At 61.2% G+C, this 19,957-nt stretch carries 17 protein-coding genes; 13 read left to right on the top strand and 4 right to left on the bottom strand.

Translation table 11 applies throughout. The features are described from left to right. Nucleotides 1-25 precede the first annotated feature (25 nt). The 8 genes from mrdA to lipA all read left to right on the top strand — a co-directional run bounded on the left by mrdA (nucleotide 26) and on the right by lipA (nucleotide 8,498). A complete protein-coding gene (gene mrdA, locus I6L37_RS21350) occupies nucleotides 26-1,948 on the top strand; it encodes a penicillin-binding protein 2 (RefSeq protein ID WP_216992909.1) in 1,923 nt (640 codons plus the stop codon). Then, nucleotides 1,941-3,044, top strand: coding sequence for a rod shape-determining protein RodA (gene rodA / locus I6L37_RS21355; RefSeq protein ID WP_042025730.1), 1,104 nt, complete (start codon nucleotides 1,941-1,943; stop codon nucleotides 3,042-3,044). Before mrdA ends, rodA begins: the two co-directional genes overlap by 8 nt. Beyond that, entirely contained in the window at nucleotides 3,044-4,042 is a 999-nt protein-coding gene (gene mltB / locus I6L37_RS21360) for a lytic murein transglycosylase B (protein ID WP_201940459.1), read from the top strand. Before rodA ends, mltB begins: the two co-directional genes overlap by 1 nt. Then, entirely contained in the window at nucleotides 3,984-4,889 is a 906-nt protein-coding gene (locus tag I6L37_RS21365; RefSeq protein ID WP_216992910.1) for a septal ring lytic transglycosylase RlpA family protein, read from the top strand. Before mltB ends, I6L37_RS21365 begins: the two co-directional genes overlap by 59 nt. A 182-nt stretch (nucleotides 4,890-5,071) precedes the next feature. Beyond that, nucleotides 5,072-6,262: a D-alanyl-D-alanine carboxypeptidase family protein gene (locus I6L37_RS21370; protein ID WP_216992911.1), complete on the top strand. Its 1,191-nt coding sequence runs from the start codon at nucleotides 5,072-5,074 to the stop codon at nucleotides 6,260-6,262. 270 nt (nucleotides 6,263-6,532) lie between these two features. Next, complete coding sequence (ybeD, locus tag I6L37_RS21375; RefSeq protein ID WP_026457356.1) at nucleotides 6,533-6,796, top strand: DUF493 family protein YbeD; 264 nt, start codon at nucleotides 6,533-6,535, stop codon at nucleotides 6,794-6,796. Nucleotides 6,797-6,858: 62 nt separating this feature from the next. Beyond that, entirely contained in the window at nucleotides 6,859-7,536 is a 678-nt protein-coding gene (gene lipB, locus I6L37_RS21380; protein ID WP_026457355.1) for a lipoyl(octanoyl) transferase LipB, read from the top strand. Further along, on the top strand, nucleotides 7,533-8,498 hold the full coding sequence (gene lipA / locus I6L37_RS21385) for a lipoyl synthase (protein ID WP_042025734.1): 966 nt from the start codon (nucleotides 7,533-7,535) through the stop codon (nucleotides 8,496-8,498). Before lipB ends, lipA begins: the two co-directional genes overlap by 4 nt. A gap of 62 nt (nucleotides 8,499-8,560) precedes the next feature. Here lipA and I6L37_RS21390 read toward each other — a convergent pair whose 3' ends face one another. Together I6L37_RS21390 and I6L37_RS21395 are read right to left on the bottom strand one after the other, a co-directional pair. Further along, complete coding sequence (locus I6L37_RS21390) at nucleotides 8,561-9,124, bottom strand: NUDIX domain-containing protein (protein ID WP_216992912.1); 564 nt, start codon at nucleotides 9,122-9,124, stop codon at nucleotides 8,561-8,563. 4 nt (nucleotides 9,125-9,128) lie between these two features. After that, on the bottom strand, nucleotides 9,129-9,914 hold the full coding sequence (locus I6L37_RS21395) for a DUF2989 domain-containing protein (RefSeq protein ID WP_223380050.1): 786 nt from the start codon (nucleotides 9,912-9,914) through the stop codon (nucleotides 9,129-9,131). A gap of 212 nt (nucleotides 9,915-10,126) precedes the next feature. Here I6L37_RS21395 and I6L37_RS21400 point away from each other — a divergent pair, with 212 nt between their 5' ends. Next, on the top strand, nucleotides 10,127-11,560 hold the full coding sequence (locus tag I6L37_RS21400) for a glyceraldehyde-3-phosphate dehydrogenase (RefSeq protein ID WP_042025739.1): 1,434 nt from the start codon (nucleotides 10,127-10,129) through the stop codon (nucleotides 11,558-11,560). 59 nt (nucleotides 11,561-11,619) lie between these two features. Further along, entirely contained in the window at nucleotides 11,620-11,913 is a 294-nt protein-coding gene (locus tag I6L37_RS21405; RefSeq protein ID WP_026457591.1) for a YeaC family protein, read from the top strand. A gap of 237 nt (nucleotides 11,914-12,150) precedes the next feature. On the opposite strand, the gene ansA is transcribed toward I6L37_RS21405, so the two are convergent. Next, on the bottom strand, nucleotides 12,151-13,158 hold the full coding sequence (gene ansA / locus I6L37_RS21410; RefSeq protein WP_216992914.1) for an asparaginase: 1,008 nt from the start codon (nucleotides 13,156-13,158) through the stop codon (nucleotides 12,151-12,153). Nucleotides 13,159-13,666: 508 nt separating this feature from the next. Between ansA and gltS the strand changes: the two genes are divergently transcribed. Next, a complete protein-coding gene (gene gltS, locus I6L37_RS21415; protein ID WP_026457592.1) occupies nucleotides 13,667-14,866 on the top strand; it encodes a sodium/glutamate symporter in 1,200 nt (399 codons plus the stop codon). A 242-nt stretch (nucleotides 14,867-15,108) separates the two neighbouring features. Here the strand turns inward: gltS and I6L37_RS21420 are convergent, their stop codons facing one another. Then, nucleotides 15,109-16,980 carry a methyl-accepting chemotaxis protein gene (locus tag I6L37_RS21420; RefSeq protein WP_201940623.1) on the bottom strand — a complete coding sequence of 624 codons (1,872 nt, stop codon included), beginning with the start codon at nucleotides 16,978-16,980 and terminating at the stop codon, nucleotides 15,109-15,111. A gap of 251 nt (nucleotides 16,981-17,231) precedes the next feature. On the opposite strand from I6L37_RS21420, the gene prfB reads away from it, so the two are divergent. Together prfB and lysS are read left to right on the top strand one after the other, a co-directional pair. Continuing rightward, a protein-coding gene (prfB, locus tag I6L37_RS21425; RefSeq protein WP_124239217.1) for a peptide chain release factor 2 occupies nucleotides 17,232-18,330 on the top strand; the annotation gives its coding sequence in 2 pieces (ribosomal slippage) (nucleotides 17,232-17,306 and nucleotides 17,308-18,330; 1,098 coding nt in all). Between the two features lie 16 nt (nucleotides 18,331-18,346). Continuing rightward, the gene (gene lysS / locus I6L37_RS21430; RefSeq protein WP_042025745.1) at nucleotides 18,347-19,882 is read left to right on the top strand and encodes a lysine--tRNA ligase; all 1,536 of its coding nucleotides are present in this window, start codon (nucleotides 18,347-18,349) and stop codon (nucleotides 19,880-19,882) included. The last annotated feature ends 75 nt before the right edge of the window (nucleotides 19,883-19,957 follow it).

Consider the following 19,957-nt stretch of genomic DNA (forward strand, 5'->3'; position numbering starts at 1 on the left):
CCCCCCATGGAGTTGAGGTAGAGGCATGCTGAAACAACGCATCGAGATGCGCGATCACAGTGCCGAGGGCAATCTGTTCTTCCGGCGCACCCTGGTAGCCTACATCGGCATCATAGTGCTGATGCTGGTGCTGCTGGGCAATCTCTATTACCTGCAGGTAGAGTCCTACGACACCTATCAGACCCGCTCCAATGACAACCGGATCCGGGTCGTGCCGGTGGCGCCTCCCCGCGGCCTCATTTATGACGCCAACGGCGTGTTGCTGGCGGAGAACCGCCCCGTCTACAGCCTGGAAATCGTGCCGGAAGAGACCAAGGATCTGGAGAAGACCGCCGACGACCTCATCGCCCTGCTGAAGCTGCCGGAGGGAACCAAGGAGAAGTTCCTGGCCGAGGTGAAACGTCAGCGCCGCTTCAAGCCGGTGGCCCTGTACGAGAAGCTGACCGAGTATCAGGTCGCCCTCTTCTCGGTCAACCAGCACAACTACCCGGGCGCCAGCATCGAGGCCTACCTCAAGCGCTACTACCCGTTTGGCGATACCCTCACCCATGCCCTCGGCTATGTGGCCAAGATCAACACCCGCGACGTGGAACGCCTCGAAAAGGAAGAGAAGCTCGCCAACTATGCCGCCACCAAGGACATCGGCAAGCAGGGGGTGGAGAAGTACTACGAGGACGATCTGCACGGGGTGGCCGGCTATCAGGAAGTCGAGGTCAATAACCGCGGCCGGGTGGTGCGCACCCTCAAGTTCCAGCCGCCTATCCCGGGCAAGGACATCTACCTCAACATCGACATCCGGATGCAACTCAAGGCCCAGCAGCTGCTGGGAGGCCAGCGGGGAGCCATCGTCATGATGGATCCTTCAACCGGTGCCATCATCGCCATGGAGTCGAGCCCGAGCTATGACCCCAACCTGTTCGTGACCGGCATCTCCAGCGCCAACTACTCGGCGCTGCTCAACGATCCGGCCCGTCCCCTGGTAAACCGTACCACCCAGGGCATCTATGCCCCCGCCTCCACCGTCAAGCCCATGATGGCGGTGATGGGGCTCAACGAGGGGGCCATTACCCCCAACTATCGCTACTTCGGCGGCCCCAGCTTCTCCATTCCAGGCACCACCAAGAAGTTTCGCGACTGGCGCCGCTGGGGCCATGGCTGGCTCGACGTCTACCGCGCCATCGAGGTGTCGGCGGATACCTACTTCTACGATCTCGCCTACCGGGTCGGCATCGACAAGATCCACGACTACATGACCAAGTTCGGCTTCGGCCGCTACAGTGGCGTCGATCTCTATGAAGAGACCAAGGGTGTCATGCCGTCCCGCGACTGGAAGATGGCTCGCTGGCGCCAGCCCTGGTATCAGGGCGATACCATCTCCGTCGGCATCGGTCAGGGCTACTGGAGCGCCACGCCAATCCAGCTGGCCAAGGCGATCAGCATCCTGACCCAGAACGGTCACGACGTGACGCCTCACCTGTTGAAGCGCCTGACTTCAGCCACAGGCAACGAAGACGCCCCGGTCAACCAGAAGATGGCACTGCAGGTGAAAAACGACAGCTACTGGAAAGTGGCCCAGGACGGCATGTGGCGCGTCAACCATGGCCGCGAAGGCAGTGGTCGCCTCTCGTTTGCCAAAGCCCCCTACTCCTCTGGTGGCAAGTCGGGTACCGCCCAGGTGGTCGGTCTCAAGGAGAACCAGGTCTATAACATCAAAACCGTCAAGGCCGAGCACCGCGACAACGCGCTGTTCGTCGCCTATGCGCCGTTTGAAGCGCCCAAGGCGGTAGTCGCCCTGGTGCTGGAGAACTCGATTGGTGGCGGCGGTGGTCGAGCCGGTGCGCCTATCGCACGCCAGATGCTGGATGCCTATCTGCTGCCGCCCGACCCCCAGCTGCCGCCGGCGCCTGTCAAGCAGTCCCAATCTGAAGAGGTCGCCCCTCATGAGTAATTCTGCCCGCCAGCAGAGCATCTGGTACAAGCTGCATATCGACCTGCCGCTGTTTCTCGGCCTGCTGGCCGTGATGGCCCTCTCCATGGTGGTGCTCTACTCCGCCTCCGGTCAGGACATGGACTCCATCGTGCGCCAGTTGGTGCGCGGCGGGATCGCCTTCGCCCTGATGATCGCCATGGCCCAGCTGCCCCCTTCCCTCTATGCCCGCTGGTCGGTGCCGCTGTTTGTGGTGGTGGTGCTGTTGCTCATCGCGGTGGACGTGTTCGGCCATATCGGCAAGGGAGCCCAGCGCTGGCTGGATCTCGGCTTTATGAAGTTCCAGCCCTCCGAGGTGATGAAGCTCTCCATGCCCATCATGGTGGCCGCCTGGCTCAGCCGCCACTCGCTGCCCCCCAAGCTCAGCCACGTGGCGATCGCCTTGGTCATGGTGCTGTTGCCGACCCTGCTGATCGCCGCCCAGCCCGATCTCGGTACCTCCATCCTGGTGGCCGCCTCCGGTTTCTTCGTCATCTTCCTGGCGGGACTGAGCTGGTGGCTGATCGGGCTGGCAGTGGTGATGGCGCTGGCCTTCATGCCGGTGCTCTGGTTCTTCCTGATGCACGAATACCAGCGCCAGCGGGTACTGATGCTGCTCGACCCGGAAAAAGATCCCCTCGGGCGTGGCTATCACATCATCCAGTCCAAGATCGCCATCGGCTCCGGCGGCGTCTTCGGCAAGGGGTGGCTGCAGGGCACCCAGTCCCAGCTCGAATTTCTGCCCGAACGCCACACCGATTTTATCTTCGCGGTATTCAGCGAGGAGTTCGGCCTGGTGGGAGTCGCCCTGCTGCTGGTGCTCTACCTCTATGTCATCAGCCGCTGCCTGTTTATCTCGATGCAGGCCCAGAGCAGCTTCGAGCGTCTGCTTGGCGGCGCCCTGACCCTCACCTTCTTCGTCTATGTATTCGTCAACATGGGCATGGTGAGCGGCATACTGCCGGTGGTGGGGGTACCTCTGCCGCTGGTGAGCTATGGTGGCACCTCCATGGTGACCCTGATGGCCGGTTTTGGCATACTGATGTCAATTCAGACTCATAGAAGGCTACTCGCCTGATGAGGTGGGGTTGGGCACTGCTCTCCCTCTGGGCCATTGCGGCCCAGGCCGGTGTGCCGCAGGAGCGTCTGGCGCAGCTCGCCGAGCAGCAACAGGTACCGCTGGCGGCGCTGCAGGCCGCCGCCAAGGAGGCCAGGCTGCGCCAGGAGGTGCTCGACACCATCAACCGTCCCTGGGAGGCCAAGCCTTGGTATCGCTACCGGCCGCTGTTCGTGACTCAGGAGCGGATTGCCGACGGACTGCGCTTCTGGCAACGCCATGCAGCCACCCTGAGCCGGGCCGAGCAGACCTACAAGGTGCCTGCGGCGCTCATCGTGGCCATCATAGGGGTCGAGACCTTCTATGGCCGTCAGATGGGGCGTCATCCGGTGCTGGACAGTCTCTATACCCTGGGTTTTCACTATCCGGCGCGGGCCGACTTCTTCGCCAAGGAGTTTGCCCAGCTGGTGCTGCTGGCCCGGGAAGAGGGTTGGCCGCTGGCGCGCCTCAAGGGCTCCTACGCCGGGGCCATGGGGATGGGGCAGTTCATGCCCTCCAGCTATCGTCACTACGGCGTCGATTTCGACGGTGACGGTAAACGGGATCTGTTTGCCAATCCGGCCGATGCCATCGGCAGCGTGGCCAACTACTTTGCCGAACATCAGTGGCGCTGGGGCGAGTCGGTGGTCGAACCGGCCCAGACCGGTTTGCTGGCGATCGAGCCCCTGCTGAGATCCGAGCCCGAGCTGACACAACAGTGGGCGGAACTGGCGGCGGCAGGCATCGAGCTTGCCACCCCGCCGGCCCCGCAGACGCCGGTCAAGTTGCTGGCGTTCGAACAAGCCGATGGACCGGAATACTGGGTCGCACGGCATAACTTTTATGTGATCACCCGCTACAATCGCAGCCCCCTTTATGCGATGGCGGTGTATCAACTTAGCCAAGCCATTCAGGAAGCGTATGCAACTTCGTCACAAACTCCTCCCGCTCAGCCTGAGCTTGTTGCTGGCCGCCTGTAGCAGCCAGCCGGAACAGAGCGCCTCGGTCGAACCGCAAGCACCGGTCAGCAAACCGCCCGTTATCGAGATACCGCAAGCCACCGGCGCCATTCCGCGCCCCGAGCCCCTGAGTACCAGCGGCAACCGGAACTACTGGATTGGCAAGCAGAAATACGAGGTATGGCGCGACATCAAGCACTACACCGAGGAGGGCACCGCCAGCTGGCTGGCCAAGGATCTGGACGGCAACAAGACCGCCAACGGCGACGTGCTGGACAGCAAGCTGTTCAGCGCCGCCCACCGCAACCTGCCGATCCCGAGCTATGTGCGGGTCACCAATCTGGACAACGGCCTCGAGACCATAGTGCGGGTCAATGACCGCGGTCCGTTTGACAGCAGCCGCCTCATCGACCTCTCCCATGCCGCCGCCGAGCAGCTGGACATGGTCCACACCGGCGAGGCCCGGGTGCGGCTTGAACTCATCAGCGACACGCCGGATCAGCGGGTGATCATGGAGCCGATGGCCCCGATGACACCGGCAGATACCCAGGTTGCCCCCTCGCCCAAGCCGGCCACTCCTGCCGCCACACCGGCCAGCAGCACCAGCAAGCCGGTTGCGGCCAAACAGGGTCAGCCCCAGGCGGCCAGTGGTCAGGGCAAGATGATCCAGGTGCTGGCCAGCGGCTCCCGGGAGCGAGCCGAGGCGATGGGCAAGGTAATGACCCAGCGCTACGGCGTGCCCTACCGGATCGACACCCATGGCGCCATCTTCCGGGTGCTGATAGGCCCGATCCCGGCCGACCAACAACTGAGCACACTGGAAAAAGTTCGCCAGGGTGGGCTGGAACAGGCGTTCATCGTGCCCTGATCCCCTCCAGATTGTGGGTCTATCTGCCGGCAAACCCGCTCATCACGTCGCTTTGTGGCGTGGTGAACGGGGCCGATGGATAAAAAACCAGAGTTGATCGCCACGTCGGACTATGACCGGCGGGTGCATCTGGTATAGTTAGGCCCGCATTCATTCCCCATCTGGCTCGCAGGAATTTCAAGATGTCCAAATTTGCCCGTTCCGTTATTCTGGCCTCTCTGATAAGCGCCACCGCTCAGGCCAACACGCCTGTCCCTACGCCGAACGCCAACCCTGTGGTCGTTCCCGCCGCGCCGGAAATCTCCGCCAAGGCCCATATTCTGATCGATTACTACTCCGGTCAGGTGCTGGCCGAGCAGAACGCCGAAGAGCGTCTGCCGCCCGCCAGTCTGACCAAGATGATGACCTCCTACATCATTGGCCAGGAGCTGGCCAAGGGGAACATCAAGCGCACCGACATGGTGACCATCAGCCAAAACGCCTGGTCCAAGAACTACGCCGACTCCTCCAAGATGTTCATCGAGGTGGGCAAGCAGGTCTCCGTTGATGATCTCAACAAGGGCATCATCATCCAGTCCGGCAACGACGCCTGCGTCGCCATGGCCGAATTCCTGGCGGGCAGCACCGACTCCTTCGCCAGCCTGATGAACAGCTGGGCAACCAAGCTCGGCATGAATGACAGCCACTTCGTGAACCCCCACGGTCTGGATGCGGAAGGCCACTACAGTACCGCCCATGACATGGCCCGTCTGGGGCAGGCGCTGATCCGCGATCTGCCGGAGGAGTACAAGATCTACTCCCAAAAATCCTTCGTGTTCAACGGCATCACCCAGCACAACCGCAACCGTCTGCTGTGGGACCAGTCCCTGCAGGTGGATGGCATCAAGACAGGTCACGTCAGCCAGGTGGGCTACAACCTGGTCTCCTCCGCCACCAACAACGAAGGCATGCGCCTGATCGCAGTCGTGCTGGGAGCCAACAGCGAAGCTACCCGCGCCGCCGAGAGCAAGAAGCTGCTCACCTACGGTTTCCGTTTCTTCCAGAGCCTGACCCCGTACAAGGCTGGCACCGAGCTGGTCACCCAGAAGATCTGGATGGGTGACAAGCCTGAAGTAAAACTGGGTGTCGACCAGGATGTCTCCGTGCTGGTGACCCGCGGTCAGGGCAACAACCTCAAAGCTGACTTCCAGCTCGACAGCGAGCTCAGAGCTCCACTGGCCAAGGGTCAGCGAGTCGGTACCGTGTTCCTGAAGCAGGGCGACAAGGAGATCAAGCAGGTTCCGCTGGTTGCCTTGGAAGAGGTGCAGGAAGGCGGTCTGATGAGCCGTCTGTGGGACTATCTGGTACTGCTGGTTTCCAGCTGGTTCAAGTAACAGAGACGCACAATCCTCACCCAACAGCGGCGCCAACAGGCGCCGCTGCTGTCTCTGGCCGTCAGGGCAGTGAATAACCCTGCAAACTGCAGGTTCCGCCACACCCCGATTTGTGGTAAAAAGCAGCACTCCCATTTTTGTCTGACCGCTCCGGGCCTTGATCCTGGCCAGGATCGTGCCCATATAGACAGCAATGGCGGCCCCTAGGGGCCACCGGCAACTAGCCATCCAAGATGAAGTCGTCCCCGTGACGATGCAAAAGGTGAGTAAATGAATACCAAGTTTGATGAACTGCTGGAGTTTCCCTGCAAATTCCCGTTCAAGGTACTCGGCGTCGCCGATCCGGCGCTGCCGGACATGGTGGTGGAAGTGCTGCAGCAGCACGCCCCCGGTACTTACAGCCCGACCGTCCAGCCCAGCTCCAAGGGTAACTATCACTCGGTTCGAGTGACTGTCACCGCCCAGAGCAAGGAGCACATCGAGGCGATGTATACCGCCCTCGGCAAGATCGAGCTGGTGAAATACGTACTGTAACGTCTCTCTCGCCCCGTTCTGCGGGGCGACTGTTTTTGGCAGCAGCCTGCCGTGAGGAAGCCATGTCATCCCGGATCCCCGCCCAGCCCACGCTTATCGTCAGACATCTGGGCCGTCGTCCCTACCAACCGGTATGGGACGCCATGAAAGCCTTCACCGACAGCCGCACCGGCGAGACCCCGGACGAGTTCTGGGTGGTGGAGCATGATCCCGTCTACACCCAGGGGCAAGCCGGCAAGGCCGAACATCTGCTGAACCCGGGCAATATCCCGGTGGTACAGAGCGATCGCGGCGGCCAGATAACCTATCACGGTCCCGGCCAGCTGGTGCTCTATGTGCTGGTGGATGTGCGCCGTTGCAAGCTGACGGTGCGCGAACTGGTCACCGCGCTGGAGACCGCCATCATCAATACCCTGGCGAAAAGCGACATCACGGCCTATGCCAAAGCGGACGCCCCCGGTGTCTACGTGAAAAACGAGCTCGGCATGGAGGCCAAACTGGCTTCCCTCGGCCTGCGCATCCGCAAGGGGTGCTCGTTTCACGGGCTGGCCCTCAACATCAACATGGACATGACCCCCTTCCTGCACATCAATCCGTGCGGCTACGCGGGCATGGCCATGACCCAGACCAGCGCCCTGGGCGGCCCGCAAAGCGTGGCCGAGGCGCAATCCATTCTGGTGGCCGAACTGGCCAGCCTGATTGGCTATCAGACAATAACAAACACCGAGAGTGAATCATGAGCAAACCCGTTCGTATGGAGCCGGGCGTCAAGCTGCGCGATGGCGACAAGATGGCCCTGATCCCGGTGAAATTCATGCCGGATCCCAACGAAGAACTCCTTCGCAAGCCGGACTGGATGCGGATCAAACTGCCCCCCTCCAGCCAGAAGATCGAGCACATCAAGAGCACCCTGCGCAAGAACAAGCTGCACTCGGTCTGTGAAGAGGCCTCCTGCCCCAACCTGGCGGAGTGCTTCAACCACGGCACGGCGACCTTCATGATCATGGGCGCCATCTGTACTCGTCGCTGCCCCTTCTGCGACGTGGCCCACGGCCGTCCGCTCCCGCTGGATCCGGAAGAACCGAAGAAGCTGGCGCTCACCATCAAGGAGATGAACCTCAAGTACGTGGTGATCACCTCGGTGGACCGCGACGATCTGCGCGACGGCGGTGCCCAGCACTTCGCCGACTGCATCAAGCAGATCCGCGAGCACAGCCCGCAGACCCGCATCGAGATCCTGACCCCGGACTTCCGCGGCCGTATGGAACAGGCCCTCGAGGTGTTCCGCGAGACCCCGCCGGACGTCTTCAACCACAACCTGGAAACCGCCCCGCGTATGTACCGGGTGGCCCGTCCGGGCGCCGACTACAAGTGGTCGCTGGAGCTGCTGCGCCGCATCAAGGAGATGCACCCGCACGTACCGACCAAGTCCGGTCTGATGATGGGTCTTGGCGAAACCAACGAAGAGATAGTCGAGGTGCTCAAGGATCTGCGCGAGCACGGCGTCAACATGCTGACCCTGGGCCAGTATCTGCAGCCGAGCCGCCACCACCTGCCGGTGAAGCGCTACGTGCCGCCCGCAGAGTTCGATGAGCTCAAGGATGTGGCGATGGAACTCGGCTTCAGCCACGCCGCCTGCGGTCCCTTCGTGCGTTCCTCCTATCACGCCGATCTGCAGGCCAAGGGCGAAGAGGTCAAGTAACCTCATCCCTTGCCATCAAAAAGAGCGCCACAAGGCGCTCTTTTTGTATCCGCTTCTCGGCATTACCACTCATCGAACACGCCGCGCTGCCACCAGCGCTGCAGCTGGGCCAGCACCCGGGTCTCGCGCACAGTCCACTGCGGACAGGGACCCGCCAGCTGGGTCTTGTTGGTCTGCAGCGCCTCCTCGATGGCGATCCAGCCGGGTACGAAACCGAGCCGGATCTCGTAGGGCTGGGGCTGCGGGGCCACCAGCGTCTCCCCGATCCGGCAGAGGTAATAGAGGGAACGGATACAGTAGGCATCGACCCCCTGCTCCCGGGCCGGCCGGTACTCGCGAGTCTCGCCGAGCAGGGGCCCTACCTCCAGCAGCTCGGCGCCGCACTCCTCTCGCAGTTCGCGGGCCAGCGCCAGGGCATGGCTCTCACCTGCCTCGACGCCGCCGCCCGGGAACATGAAGTCGCCATTGACCCGGGAGTGCACCAGCAGCAGCTCGTCATCTCGCGCCACCACGGCGCGCACCGTCAGGCGCTCCAGGGTGCTGCCATCGGTCGGCACCTGGCCGTGGACAAAGTCGATGGCAAAGGGGTCGGGCCAACAGGAAGTCTGTGTCTGTAACGTCATCATTGTCTCAAGGCCGGTAGTTGCCTTGCCGGATCTGCTCGACCAGCTCGGCGGCCCGCTTGTCATAGGCTTCGAGATCGGTCTTGCTCAGGGTGTGATAGATGCCAAAGCGTGCGGTGGAGACCTCGGGAGAGCCTTTGAACGATTCGCTCACCTTGCCCCAGAGGTAGGCCTGCCCATACTGCTTCTGACCCATGTAGAGGGTGCTGAGGGAGGTCAGCAGGCGGCTGTTGACCGTGTCCCCCTGCCGGTAGAGAGAGAGACCGTGCTGCAGGGTGTCGATCGCCTTGGCCGGATCGCTCTTGGCATAGATGCCCCCCAGCGCCAGCTGCAACTCGGGCTCCTCGAGCACCGGCTTGCCCTCGAGCGCCATGAACTGCTGGCGAGCCAGCTCGTTGGTGTTGTTGGTCCAGTGCCAAAGCAGCAGGTAAGGATCCTGGGAGTTGCGGGTCGCCACATCCAGCTGGGCCAGCTGTTCGCCGGCGGCCAGCATGCCTTCCACCCGCGGACTCTTGAGCTCCTTGGCATTCTTGTATTCGATGTTGGTGGAGCGCTCCGCGCACTTGAGGTAGCGCTCAAGATTGCGAATCAGCTCGTATTTGCGGCGATCCGTCTCCTCCTCCTTGAGGTAGAAACGGCTGCGGATGATGTCGGTGCGCTCGTAGCGGCACCAGCCATCGTCCACCAGGTCCTGACACAACTCGGGATGGTTGTTGCAAATGTTGTGCAGCCGATCGTCATTGCAGCCTGCGGCGGCAAACATGATCGGGAGCAGGATGAGTGTTGGGCGCATAGGCAGATCTGTCATGACTCACATCTGGTTAATTACAATAGGAGCCTGATGCGGCCACCTCCGGCTAGCAAACCGGTTACATATCCATTACAATGCGCGCGCCACTCAAGGCCGCGACTGCAGAATAATATAACGAAATATACACCCCTACAGTGATCTGCATTCGACGATTTTCTATTTGCACCAACAACGTGAAATAAAGGATCTGGTTAATGACCCACGAGCACTACTTGCAAGCGTGGCAGGAGAGCCAGGAGCTCGCCGAAGCCATGCAACCCCTGATTGGTCGTCTCTATCGCCAGCAAGGGGTCGAGATCACCGTCTACGGACGTCCGCTGCAAAACGCCTCCACCATCGATATCCTCAAGGCCCACAGGGTCGTACGCCGCCACCAGGGCGCCCCCCTCCCCATCCAACAGAGCTTTCCCCTGCTGCAGGCCATCGTGGCCCTGAAACCGACCGTTGCCGAGATCGATCTGGGTAAACTGGCCGTCGGTTACTGGCAGGAACATCAGGATGAGGCGGGCATCGAGGATTATCTGAAAGCCAAACTGGCACCGGCCCTGGGCCGTGGTGAGGTTCCCCAGCCGACGGATGTAGTGCTCTACGGTTTTGGTCGCATCGGCCGCCTGCTGGCCCGCCTGCTGATCGAACGTACCGGCGCCGCCAACTCCCTGCGCCTGCGCGCCATCGTGGTACGCGGCGGTCGTGACGGAGATCTGGAAAAACGCGCCAGCCTGCTGCGCCGCGACTCCGTCCATGGCCCCTTCAACGGTTCCATCGAAGTGGACGTGGAGCGCAGCGCCATCATCGCCAACGGCACCTACATCCAGGTGATCTACGCCAATAGCCCGGCCGATATCGATTACACCGCCTATGGCATCCAGAACGCCCTGATCATCGACAACACCGGCGTCTGGCGCGACGAGGCCGGCCTCAGTGAACACCTCAAGGCGCGCGGCGCCGGCAAGGTGCTGCTGACCGCTCCCGGCAAGGGCGAGATGAAGAACGTGGTATTCGGGGTCAACCATGAGGTGATCACCCCGGAAGATCGCATCATCTCCGCCGCCTCCTGCACCACCAACGCCATCACCCCTGTGCTCAAGGTGATGCAGGAGAGATACGGCATCCGCCACGGCCACGTCGAAACGGTGCACTCCTACACCAACGATCAGAACCTGATCGACAACTATCACAAGGGCGAGCGCCGCGGTCGCAGTGCAGCCCTCAACATGGTGATGACCAGCACGGGTGCCGCCAAGGCGGTGGCCAAGGCGCTGCCCGAACTCAAGGGCAAGCTCACCGGCAACGCCATCCGGGTGCCGACTCCCAACGTGTCGCTCGCCATCATCAACCTGTCGCTGGAGCAGGCCACCGATCGGGAGAGCCTCAACGCCTATCTGCAACAGATGTCGCTGAGCTCGGCCCTGCATCGCCAGATTGACTTCAGTGCCAGCACCGAGCTGGTCTCCTCCGACATGGTGGGTTCCCGCTTCGCCGGGATCGTGGACTCCCAGGCCACCATCGCCGAAGGGGATCACTGCGTGCTCTACGTGTGGTATGACAACGAGTTCGGATACAGTTGTCAGGTAGTGCGGGTGATGGAGCAGATGGCTGGCGTAGTCCGTCAGGATCTACCTGCATAACCCGCCAGGATCTGCCCGCCCAAGCCCGGGTTTATGGCTCAATTTCAAGGAGAGGCCGGATGTCGTATCAACAAGGTGAGTTTCAACAAGCAATCAGGCAGATGCCCAAAGAGGTGTACGAGCGGCTCAAGACCGCGGTCGAGCTTGGCAAGTGGCCAGATGGCAAGCCCCTCACCGACGAGCAGAAGGCCACCTCCCTGCAGGCCGTGATGGCCTGGCAGGCGATGCACCTTGAAAATCCCGAGCACATGAACATTGGCCGTGACGGCGAGATCGTGATGAAGAGCAAGAGCGAGCTCAAGCGCCAATACCGCGACGAGGAAGAGATAGTCCGGGTCGACCTCAGCCACTGAGGCGGGCCACACGTCACCCATCGCGGCGACGAAGCGAAAGAGGGGAGCCATTATGGCTCCCCTCTTTTTTCACTCTCTCCCATGGTGGGGAGGTCAGAAGCTGTTCACGACCTGTAGCGAGAAGACGTCAGCAAGGTGAAGAGCAGCGCAGGAACCGGAGTGTATATGCATACATGAGGATTCCGAGCAGCACATGAGCCTTGATCACGGTTTCGCAGTAAGATCGTGGACAGTTTCTCAGGGGGTCAGCTCCCCGCGCAGGGATTGCTGCATCAGCTCGCGAATGCGGTGGGAGGGCAAGCCCTGGCTCAGCAGGAAGTGCAGCTTGGTGAGCGCCGCCTCGGCGGTCATGTCGAAGCCCGAGATGACCCCGGCGCGCGACAGGGCGTTGCCGGTGGCATAGCCGCCCATGTTGACTTTGCCGTGCAGACACTGGCTCAGGTTGACGATGATGACGCCGCGGGCCGAGGCCTCGGAGAGTAGCGCCAGCATGGTCGGATTCTGCGGCGCATTGCCGACCCCGAAGGAGAGCAGGATCAGCGCCTTCACCGGCTGCTGCAGGATATTGGCGATCACCTCGCTGGAGATCCCGGGATAGAGGGTCACCACGCCGATGGGCTGGGGGGTGATGTCGTGCAGCACCAGGGGCTGATCGGACGGCACCCCCAGCTCGCCTGCCTCCAGGGAGATGGCGATGCCGGCGTTGAGCAGCGGCGGATAGTTCGGCGAGTCGAAGGCGTGGAAGCCGTCCGCATGCACCTTCTTGCTGCGATTGCCGCGATAGAGCTGGTTGTTGAAAAAGAGCGTCACCTCGTGGATCGGGTAGTTGGCCGCGATATAGAGGGCGTTGAGCAGGTTCTGCTGGCCGTCGGAGCGCAGCTCGGCGAGCGGGATCTGGGAGCCGGTGATGATGACCGGCTTGTGCAGATCTTCGAGCATGAAGGAGAGCGCCGAGGCGGTGAACGACATGGTGTCGGTACCGTGCAGGATGACGAAACCGTCGTATTTCTCGTAGTTGTCGCGAATGTCCTCGGCGATGCGCTGCCAGTCCGCCGGGGTCATGTCGGAGGAGTCGATGAGGGGATCATATTCGTGAATATGGTAACCGGGCATCTCGGGCCGATGAAACTCGGGCATCCGCGCCAGACAATCTTCCATAAAGCCCGCCATCGGCACATAGCCGTGGTCGGAACGCTGCATCCCAATGGTGCCGCCTGTGTAGGCGATGTAGATGGACTTCTTCACACCCTCTCCTCTTGGTTGGCCGGATCAGTGGGCCGGAAACCGGCGGATTATATAGGGATAACCCCTCTTCTTCACACCCCATCCGTCTCATCTTGTGATGCCTGCCCGGGCACGATGGGGCGGCAAGGTGTGCCATATCCATTGTTATCCCTCAGTCAAACACACTGTTTTTCCCACGCCCGGGCTGGGTTGGACAGGCAGCAGGAGCCAATCATTTCGAACCTCAACACGCCCTACCCCATAGGTATTAAATCTCGAAAAAAGAACAAATAATGGTCAATAAGGCATGAAATATGGAATTAATAGGTGTTTTTTGCTACAGTCCGCCGGATTTTACCAAAATCTCATCTGGATGCCTGAGCATGTCAGGCCCGCACTGGCTCCACCTTCATGGAGCGGGGAACCTTTCCCCTTCTTTGCTGGCACGTTCGCCGCACTGTTTTTATCCCGGCTGAATCTGTGAGTCTTCACCACCGAAAGACACAGCCAATCAACATGGGAGTACTGAATGCTACAACTTGATTCCTACGCCACTCTTGTCGCCGCCACCCTGGTGTTGCTGCTTGGTCGTCTGCTGGTTACCCGCGTCGGGCTGCTGCGCACCTTCAACATCCCCAAACCGGTTGCCGGCGGCCTGGTGGTCGCGCTGGTACTGCTGTTGCTGCGCTCCACCCTGCAGATGGAGTTGCAATTCGACACCAGCCTGCAAACCCCGCTGATGCTGGCCTTCTTCGCCTCCATCGGCCTCTCCGCCGATCTGGGCAGTCTCAAGCGCGGCGGCAAGGCGGTGGTCACCTTCCTGATGGTGGTCACCGGCCTGCTGCTGGTGCAAAACAGCCTGGGGGTGGGCCTGGCCACGCTGCTCGGCCTGGATCCTCATATGGGACTGCTGGCCGGCTCCATCACCCTCTCCGGCGGCCACGGCACCGGAGCGGCCTGGAGCGCCACCTTCTCCGACAAGTACGGCGTGCAGTCTGCCGCCGAACTCGCCATCGCCTGCGCCACCTTCGGTCTGGTGCTGGGGGGCCTCATCGGCGGTCCGGTGGCCCGCTATCTGGTGAAGAAGGTGCAGGTGCCGGGCGAGGAGCACAACCAGGATGACGCGCCCCAGGGCTTCGAGATGCCCGACATGGAGCGCCCGCTCACCCCGTTCAGCGTGATTGAAACCCTGGCGCTCATCGCCATCAGCTTGAAAGGGGGCGAGCTGCTCTCCCTCTACCTCAAGGGCAGTGTCCTCGAGCTGCCGATCTTCGTCTGCGTGCTGTTCGTCGGCGTGCTGCTGCGCAACGCCCTAACCCTGCTCAACTGGCATGAGGTGAGTGACCGCGAAGTCTCCCTGCTCGGCAACATCAGCCTGTCGCTGTTCCTGGCGATGGCGCTGATGAGCCTGAAGCTGTGGGATCTGGCCAGCCTGGCGCTGCCCATCTTCATCCTGCTGGCCGCCCAGACAGTGGCGATGGCGCTCTACGCCGTCTTCGTCACCTTCCGGGTCATGGGTAAAAACTACGATGCGGCCGTGCTGGCAGCGGGTCACTGCGGCTTTGGCCTGGGGGCGACCCCGACGGCCATTGCCAACATGCAGGCCATCACCCTGCGCTTTGGCCCTTCTCACCTGGCGTTTCTGGTGGTGCCCATGGTGGGCGCATTCTTCATCGACATCATCAACGCCATGGTGATCAAACTGTTTATGGCGCTGCCCTTCCTGTAATCCCGACCAGACAGAACCATGATGACAAGAGCCCACCGCAAGGTGGGCTCTCTGTTTTGGGCATCAGTCTGCATGGCAAAGTGCTGACCAAAGGCCAGATATGCTGTCACCTGGCACATGGGAGTTAAACGCAGGTTTTCTCCCTCTACCTCCCCTTTCCCAAACGCTGCGACCACGATAACGACCAATAAAAAGCCCCGCGATCATCGATCGCGGGGCCCGGTTGCAACGGGTCTGCCTGATTACAGGATAAAGGTCGCGACCTGCTGGTTCAGGTCGGTTGCCCGTCCCTTGAGTCCGGCGGCCTGATCCAGATCCCGCATGGCGGCGGCGGTGATCTCGTCGCTCACATCCTTGATGGCGGTGGTGTTCTGGGTGATCTCGCCGGTCACCTGGGTCTGCTCCTCGGCGGCAGTGGCAATCTGGCCCGCCATGTCGGAGATGAGAGAGACGGCCTGGGTGATCTCTTCGAGCGCGGCAGCGGCGGCATCGGCATCCTGCACGCTGTTGTCGGCCAGCCCCTGGCTGGTCTGCATCAGGCTCACGGCACGGGAGGTGGTCTGCTGCAGCGTCTCTATGGTGGACTGGATCTCCTGGGTGGAGTCCTGGGTACGGCGCGACAGCACCCGCACCTCGTCCGCCACCACGGCGAAACCGCGACCCTGTTCACCGGCACGGGCCGCTTCGATGGCGGCATTGAGCGCCAGCAGGTTGGTCTGCTCGGCAATCCCCTGAATGGTGGAGAGGATGCCAGAGATGGCCTGGGCGTGACGACTCAGCTCGCCGATCACCTCGGTCGCCTGACCCACTTCATCGGCCAGACCGTTGATGGATTGACGAGTCTTGTTGACCAGCATCTTGCCCTGCTCACTGCTCTGGGCCGACTGCTGGGCCGCAGCGGCGGTGCTCTCGGCGTTGTTGGCGATCTCCTGGGTGGCGCTCGCCATCTCGGTCACCGCGGTGGCGACCATGGTCACCTCCTGCTGCTGGCGTTGCAGTTCTTCGACCGCCGCCTGATTGGTCACCAGACTGCGCTCGGCATCGGCGTCCAGCTCGCTGGCCAGCTTGCGGATATTGCCGATCAGCTGGTGCTGGCTGCCGACGAAGCGGTTGAAGCTGTTGGCCAGCTGGCCCACCTCGTCATTGGTATCGATCTTGATGCGCTGGGTCAGATCGCCGTTGCCGTCAGCGATGCGGGCCAGTGCTTGGGAAACCTTGGTGAGCGGGCCGAGCAGCAGGCTGACCAGCCAGGAGATGGCGAGGATGCTGCCCACCAGCACCAACAGGGCCAGGCCGAGCTGGGTCATCAGCAGGGAGGAGAGCGGCGCCTCCAGGGTCGCCTTGTCCAGTACCAGTACCAGCTCCCAGTCGGTATCCGGAATGTCCACCGCCCACAGCAGCTTGTCGCGCCCTTCGCCGTCGAAGTAGGCCGGCACCAGCTCGTGGCTGGCCTTGCTCTGTTCAATCAGGGCGTTGGTCAGATCGTTGTCGATCTCGGTGGCCGGCTTCATCGCCTTGGCGGCATCCTTGTAGGCGATGACGGTGCCATCCTTGTGCATCATGACGGCAAAACCGTCGGCCGGCAGAGTCATCTTGGTGACGTCTTCCACCAGGGCGGCGATGGAGAGATCGCCGCCAACCACACCGCCCTGGGCCGGTTGGGCCAGGGTCACCACCAGGATGTTGTAGGCCACGTCCAGATAGGGTTTGGTGACTATCATGCCCCCCTTGGCCATGGCTTCCTGATACCAGCCACGGGAGCGGGGATCATAGCCGTCACGGTTGATGGATGGGTCAGAGTCATTCATCTTGCCGCTGCTCTCGCCAAAATAGGTGAGCTGGAAGCGGCCGGAGACCTGTGCCTGCTGCAGGGCATTAAGGGGCTCGGCGCCAGCCTTGTTGCCAAGGGCCTGCACTACATCGCGACGGGCAGCCAGCCAGTCGCTGATCCGTTCAGCCTGCTGGTTACCCAGACGCTGTACCTGCTCCTGACTGCCTTGCAACAGCAGCGACTTCTGGCTGCTGTAGCCTTGCCAGGAGAGCAAGGTGATCACCAGCGAGAGGGCGATCACCACCGATAACAGTATCTTTTGCTTGAGTGATAGATTTTTCATCATGGTTCTTCTTATGAGATCAGGAACAGGATTTCCCAAAAAGTGCATGGCACCCGTATGTTATAGCGACGTTATTAGCCAGAACTGAACCCTTATTCCGGGTTGCGGGCGGTATTTTCTACTGGAGTGGGGAAAACTGCACCAGAAATTGCCTACAGGGCACGCACAAGGACAGGCAGCCCTGTTTATTCCTTCCACAATTGGCTAGAATGACCCGTTTTCAAATCACATCGATCCTGAGAGTTTTCACGATGTTCGAAGTTAATCCTGTATTGAACAAACTTAAGGAGCTGTCTGAGCGGACCGAGCTTCTTAGGGGGTACCTTTGACTATGACGCCAAGAAAGAGCGTCTGGAAGAGGTAAACGCCGAGCTGGAACAGCCCGACGTCTGGAATGAGCCGGAGCGCGCACAGGCGCTCGGCAAGGAGCGTGTCGCGCTGGAAAACGTGGTTGGCACCATCGATACCCTGACCCAGGGCGTGGAAGATGTCGAGATGCTGGTAAGCCTGGCCGTGGAAGGGGAAGACGAAGAGACCTTCAACGAAGCCATCGCCGAAGCCGAGCAGCTGGAAGCCAAGCTAGTGGAGCTGGAGTTCCGCCGCATGTTCTCCGGCCAGCACGACGGTTCCGACTGCTATATCGACATTCAATCCGGCTCCGGTGGTACCGAAGCACAGGATTGGGCCAACATGGTGCTGCGCATGTACCTGCGCTGGGGCGATGCCCACGGCTACAAGCCGGAGCTCATCGAATGCTCCGAGGGTGACGTGGCCGGCATCAAGTCCGCCACCATCAAGTTCACCGGCGAATACGCCTTCGGCTGGCTGCGCACCGAAACCGGCGTGCACCGTCTGGTTCGCAAATCCCCGTTCGATTCCGGTGGCCGTCGCCACACCTCGTTCTGCTCCGTGTTCGTCTATCCCGAGATCGACGACGATATCGAAATCGATATCAACCCGGCCGATCTGCGTATCGACGTCTACCGCGCCTCCGGTGCCGGCGGTCAGCACGTTAACCGGACTGAATCCGCGGTGCGTATCACCCACGTCCCGACCGGTGTCGTGGTACAGTGCCAGAACGACCGTTCCCAGCACAAAAACAAAGATCAGTGTATGAAGCAGCTGAAAGCCAAGCTCTACGAGCTGGAAATTCAGAAGCAAAACGCTGAGAAACAAGCCCTGGAAGAGACCAAGTCCGATATCGGTTGGGGCAGCCAGATCCGCTCTTACGTGCTGGATGACTCCCGTATCAAGGATCTGCGCACCGGCGTCGAAACCCGTAATACCCAATCGGTGCTCGACGGTGACTTGGACAAGTTTATCGAAGCCAGCCTGAAATCAGGTCTGTAAACAAGCAGGAATCACCATGTCTGAACAAACCACTACTCCGGAAGTCGACCAAACTCTCGAACTCAACAATGAGATGACAGAGCGTCGTTCCAAGCTGGCCGCCCTGCGCGCCCAGGGCAATCCCTTCCCCAACGACTTTCGTCGTGACAGCCTCTCCGGCGATCTGCAGGCAGAGTTTGGCGACAAAAGCGCCGAGGAGCTGACTGCCCTGGGTAAACGGGTGAAGATTGCCGGTCGTATCATGACCCGCCGGATCATGGGCAAGGCATCCTTCGCGACCCTGCAGGACATGGCTGGCAAGATCCAGGTCTATGTGACTCGTGATGACCTGCCGGAAGGCTTCTACAACGAGCAGTTCAAGAAATGGGATCTGGGTGACATCGTCGGTGTCGAAGGCACCCTGTTCAAGACCCAGACCGGCGAGCTGTCCGTGCACGTCTCCGACATCCGCCTGCTGACCAAGGCACTGCGCCCGCTGCCCGAGAAGCACAAGGGTCTGACCGACCAGGAAGCCCGCTGCCGTCAGCGTTACCTGGATCTGATCGCCAACGAAGAGTCCCGCAAGACCTTCGTGACCCGTACCAAGGTCGTGGCCGGTATCCGCAAGTTCCTGAACGACAAGCGCTTCATGGAAGTGGAAACCCCCATGATGCAGGTCATCCCGGGTGGCGCCTCTGCCCGTCCGTTCATCACCCACCACAACGCGCTGGACATCGACATGTACCTGCGTATCGCTCCGGAACTCTATCTGAAGCGTCTGGTGGTCGGTGGCTTCGAGCGTGTCTACGAGATCAACCGCAACTTCCGTAACGAAGGTATCTCCGTTCGCCATAACCCCGAGTTCACCATGCTCGAGTTCTATATGGCCTACGCCGACTACATCGATCTGATGGACCTCACCGAAGAGATGCTGCGCACCCTGGCGCAGGACATTCTGGGCGACACCAAGATCCGTTACGCCAAAGAGGGCGAAGAGGGCCTGACCATCGATTTCGGTCAGCCGTTCCAGCGTCTCTCCATGGTTGACTCCATCCTGAAGTACAACCCGGATGTGACCCGCGACGATCTGGCGACCCTGGAGAAGGCCACCGCCGTCGCCAAGCGCCTGCACATCGAGCTGATGAAGAGCTGGGAGCTGGGTCATGTGATCACCGCGATCTTCGAAGAGACCGTGGAGCACATGCTGCTGCAACCGACCTTCATCACCGAGTACCCGGCCGCCGTCTCTCCGCTGGCCCGTCGCAACGACCAGAACCCGGACGTCACCGACCGCTTCGAATTCTTCATCGGCGGCCGCGAGCTGGCCAACGGCTTCTCCGAGCTGAACGATGCGGAAGATCAGGCCGAGCGCTTCCAGGCTCAGGTTGACCAGAAAGCCGCAGGCGATGACGAAGCCATGTTCTACGACGCCGACTTCGTGACCGCGCTGGAACACGGTCTGCCGCCGACTGCTGGTCAGGGCATCGGTATCGACCGTCTGGTGATGCTGTTCACCAACAGCCACACCATCCGCGACGTCATCCTGTTCCCGGCTCTGCGTCCACAAAAGTAAGAGCCGAAGAAACAGGGCCGCAGCAGCACAGCTGCCGTCCATGACAATCAAAACGCCCCCGCAACTGCGGGGCGT

It is taken from the genome of Aeromonas sp. FDAARGOS 1407 (genome assembly GCF_019048725.1).
In the GTDB taxonomy this organism is placed as follows: Bacteria; Pseudomonadota; Gammaproteobacteria; order Enterobacterales; family Aeromonadaceae; genus Aeromonas; species Aeromonas enteropelogenes.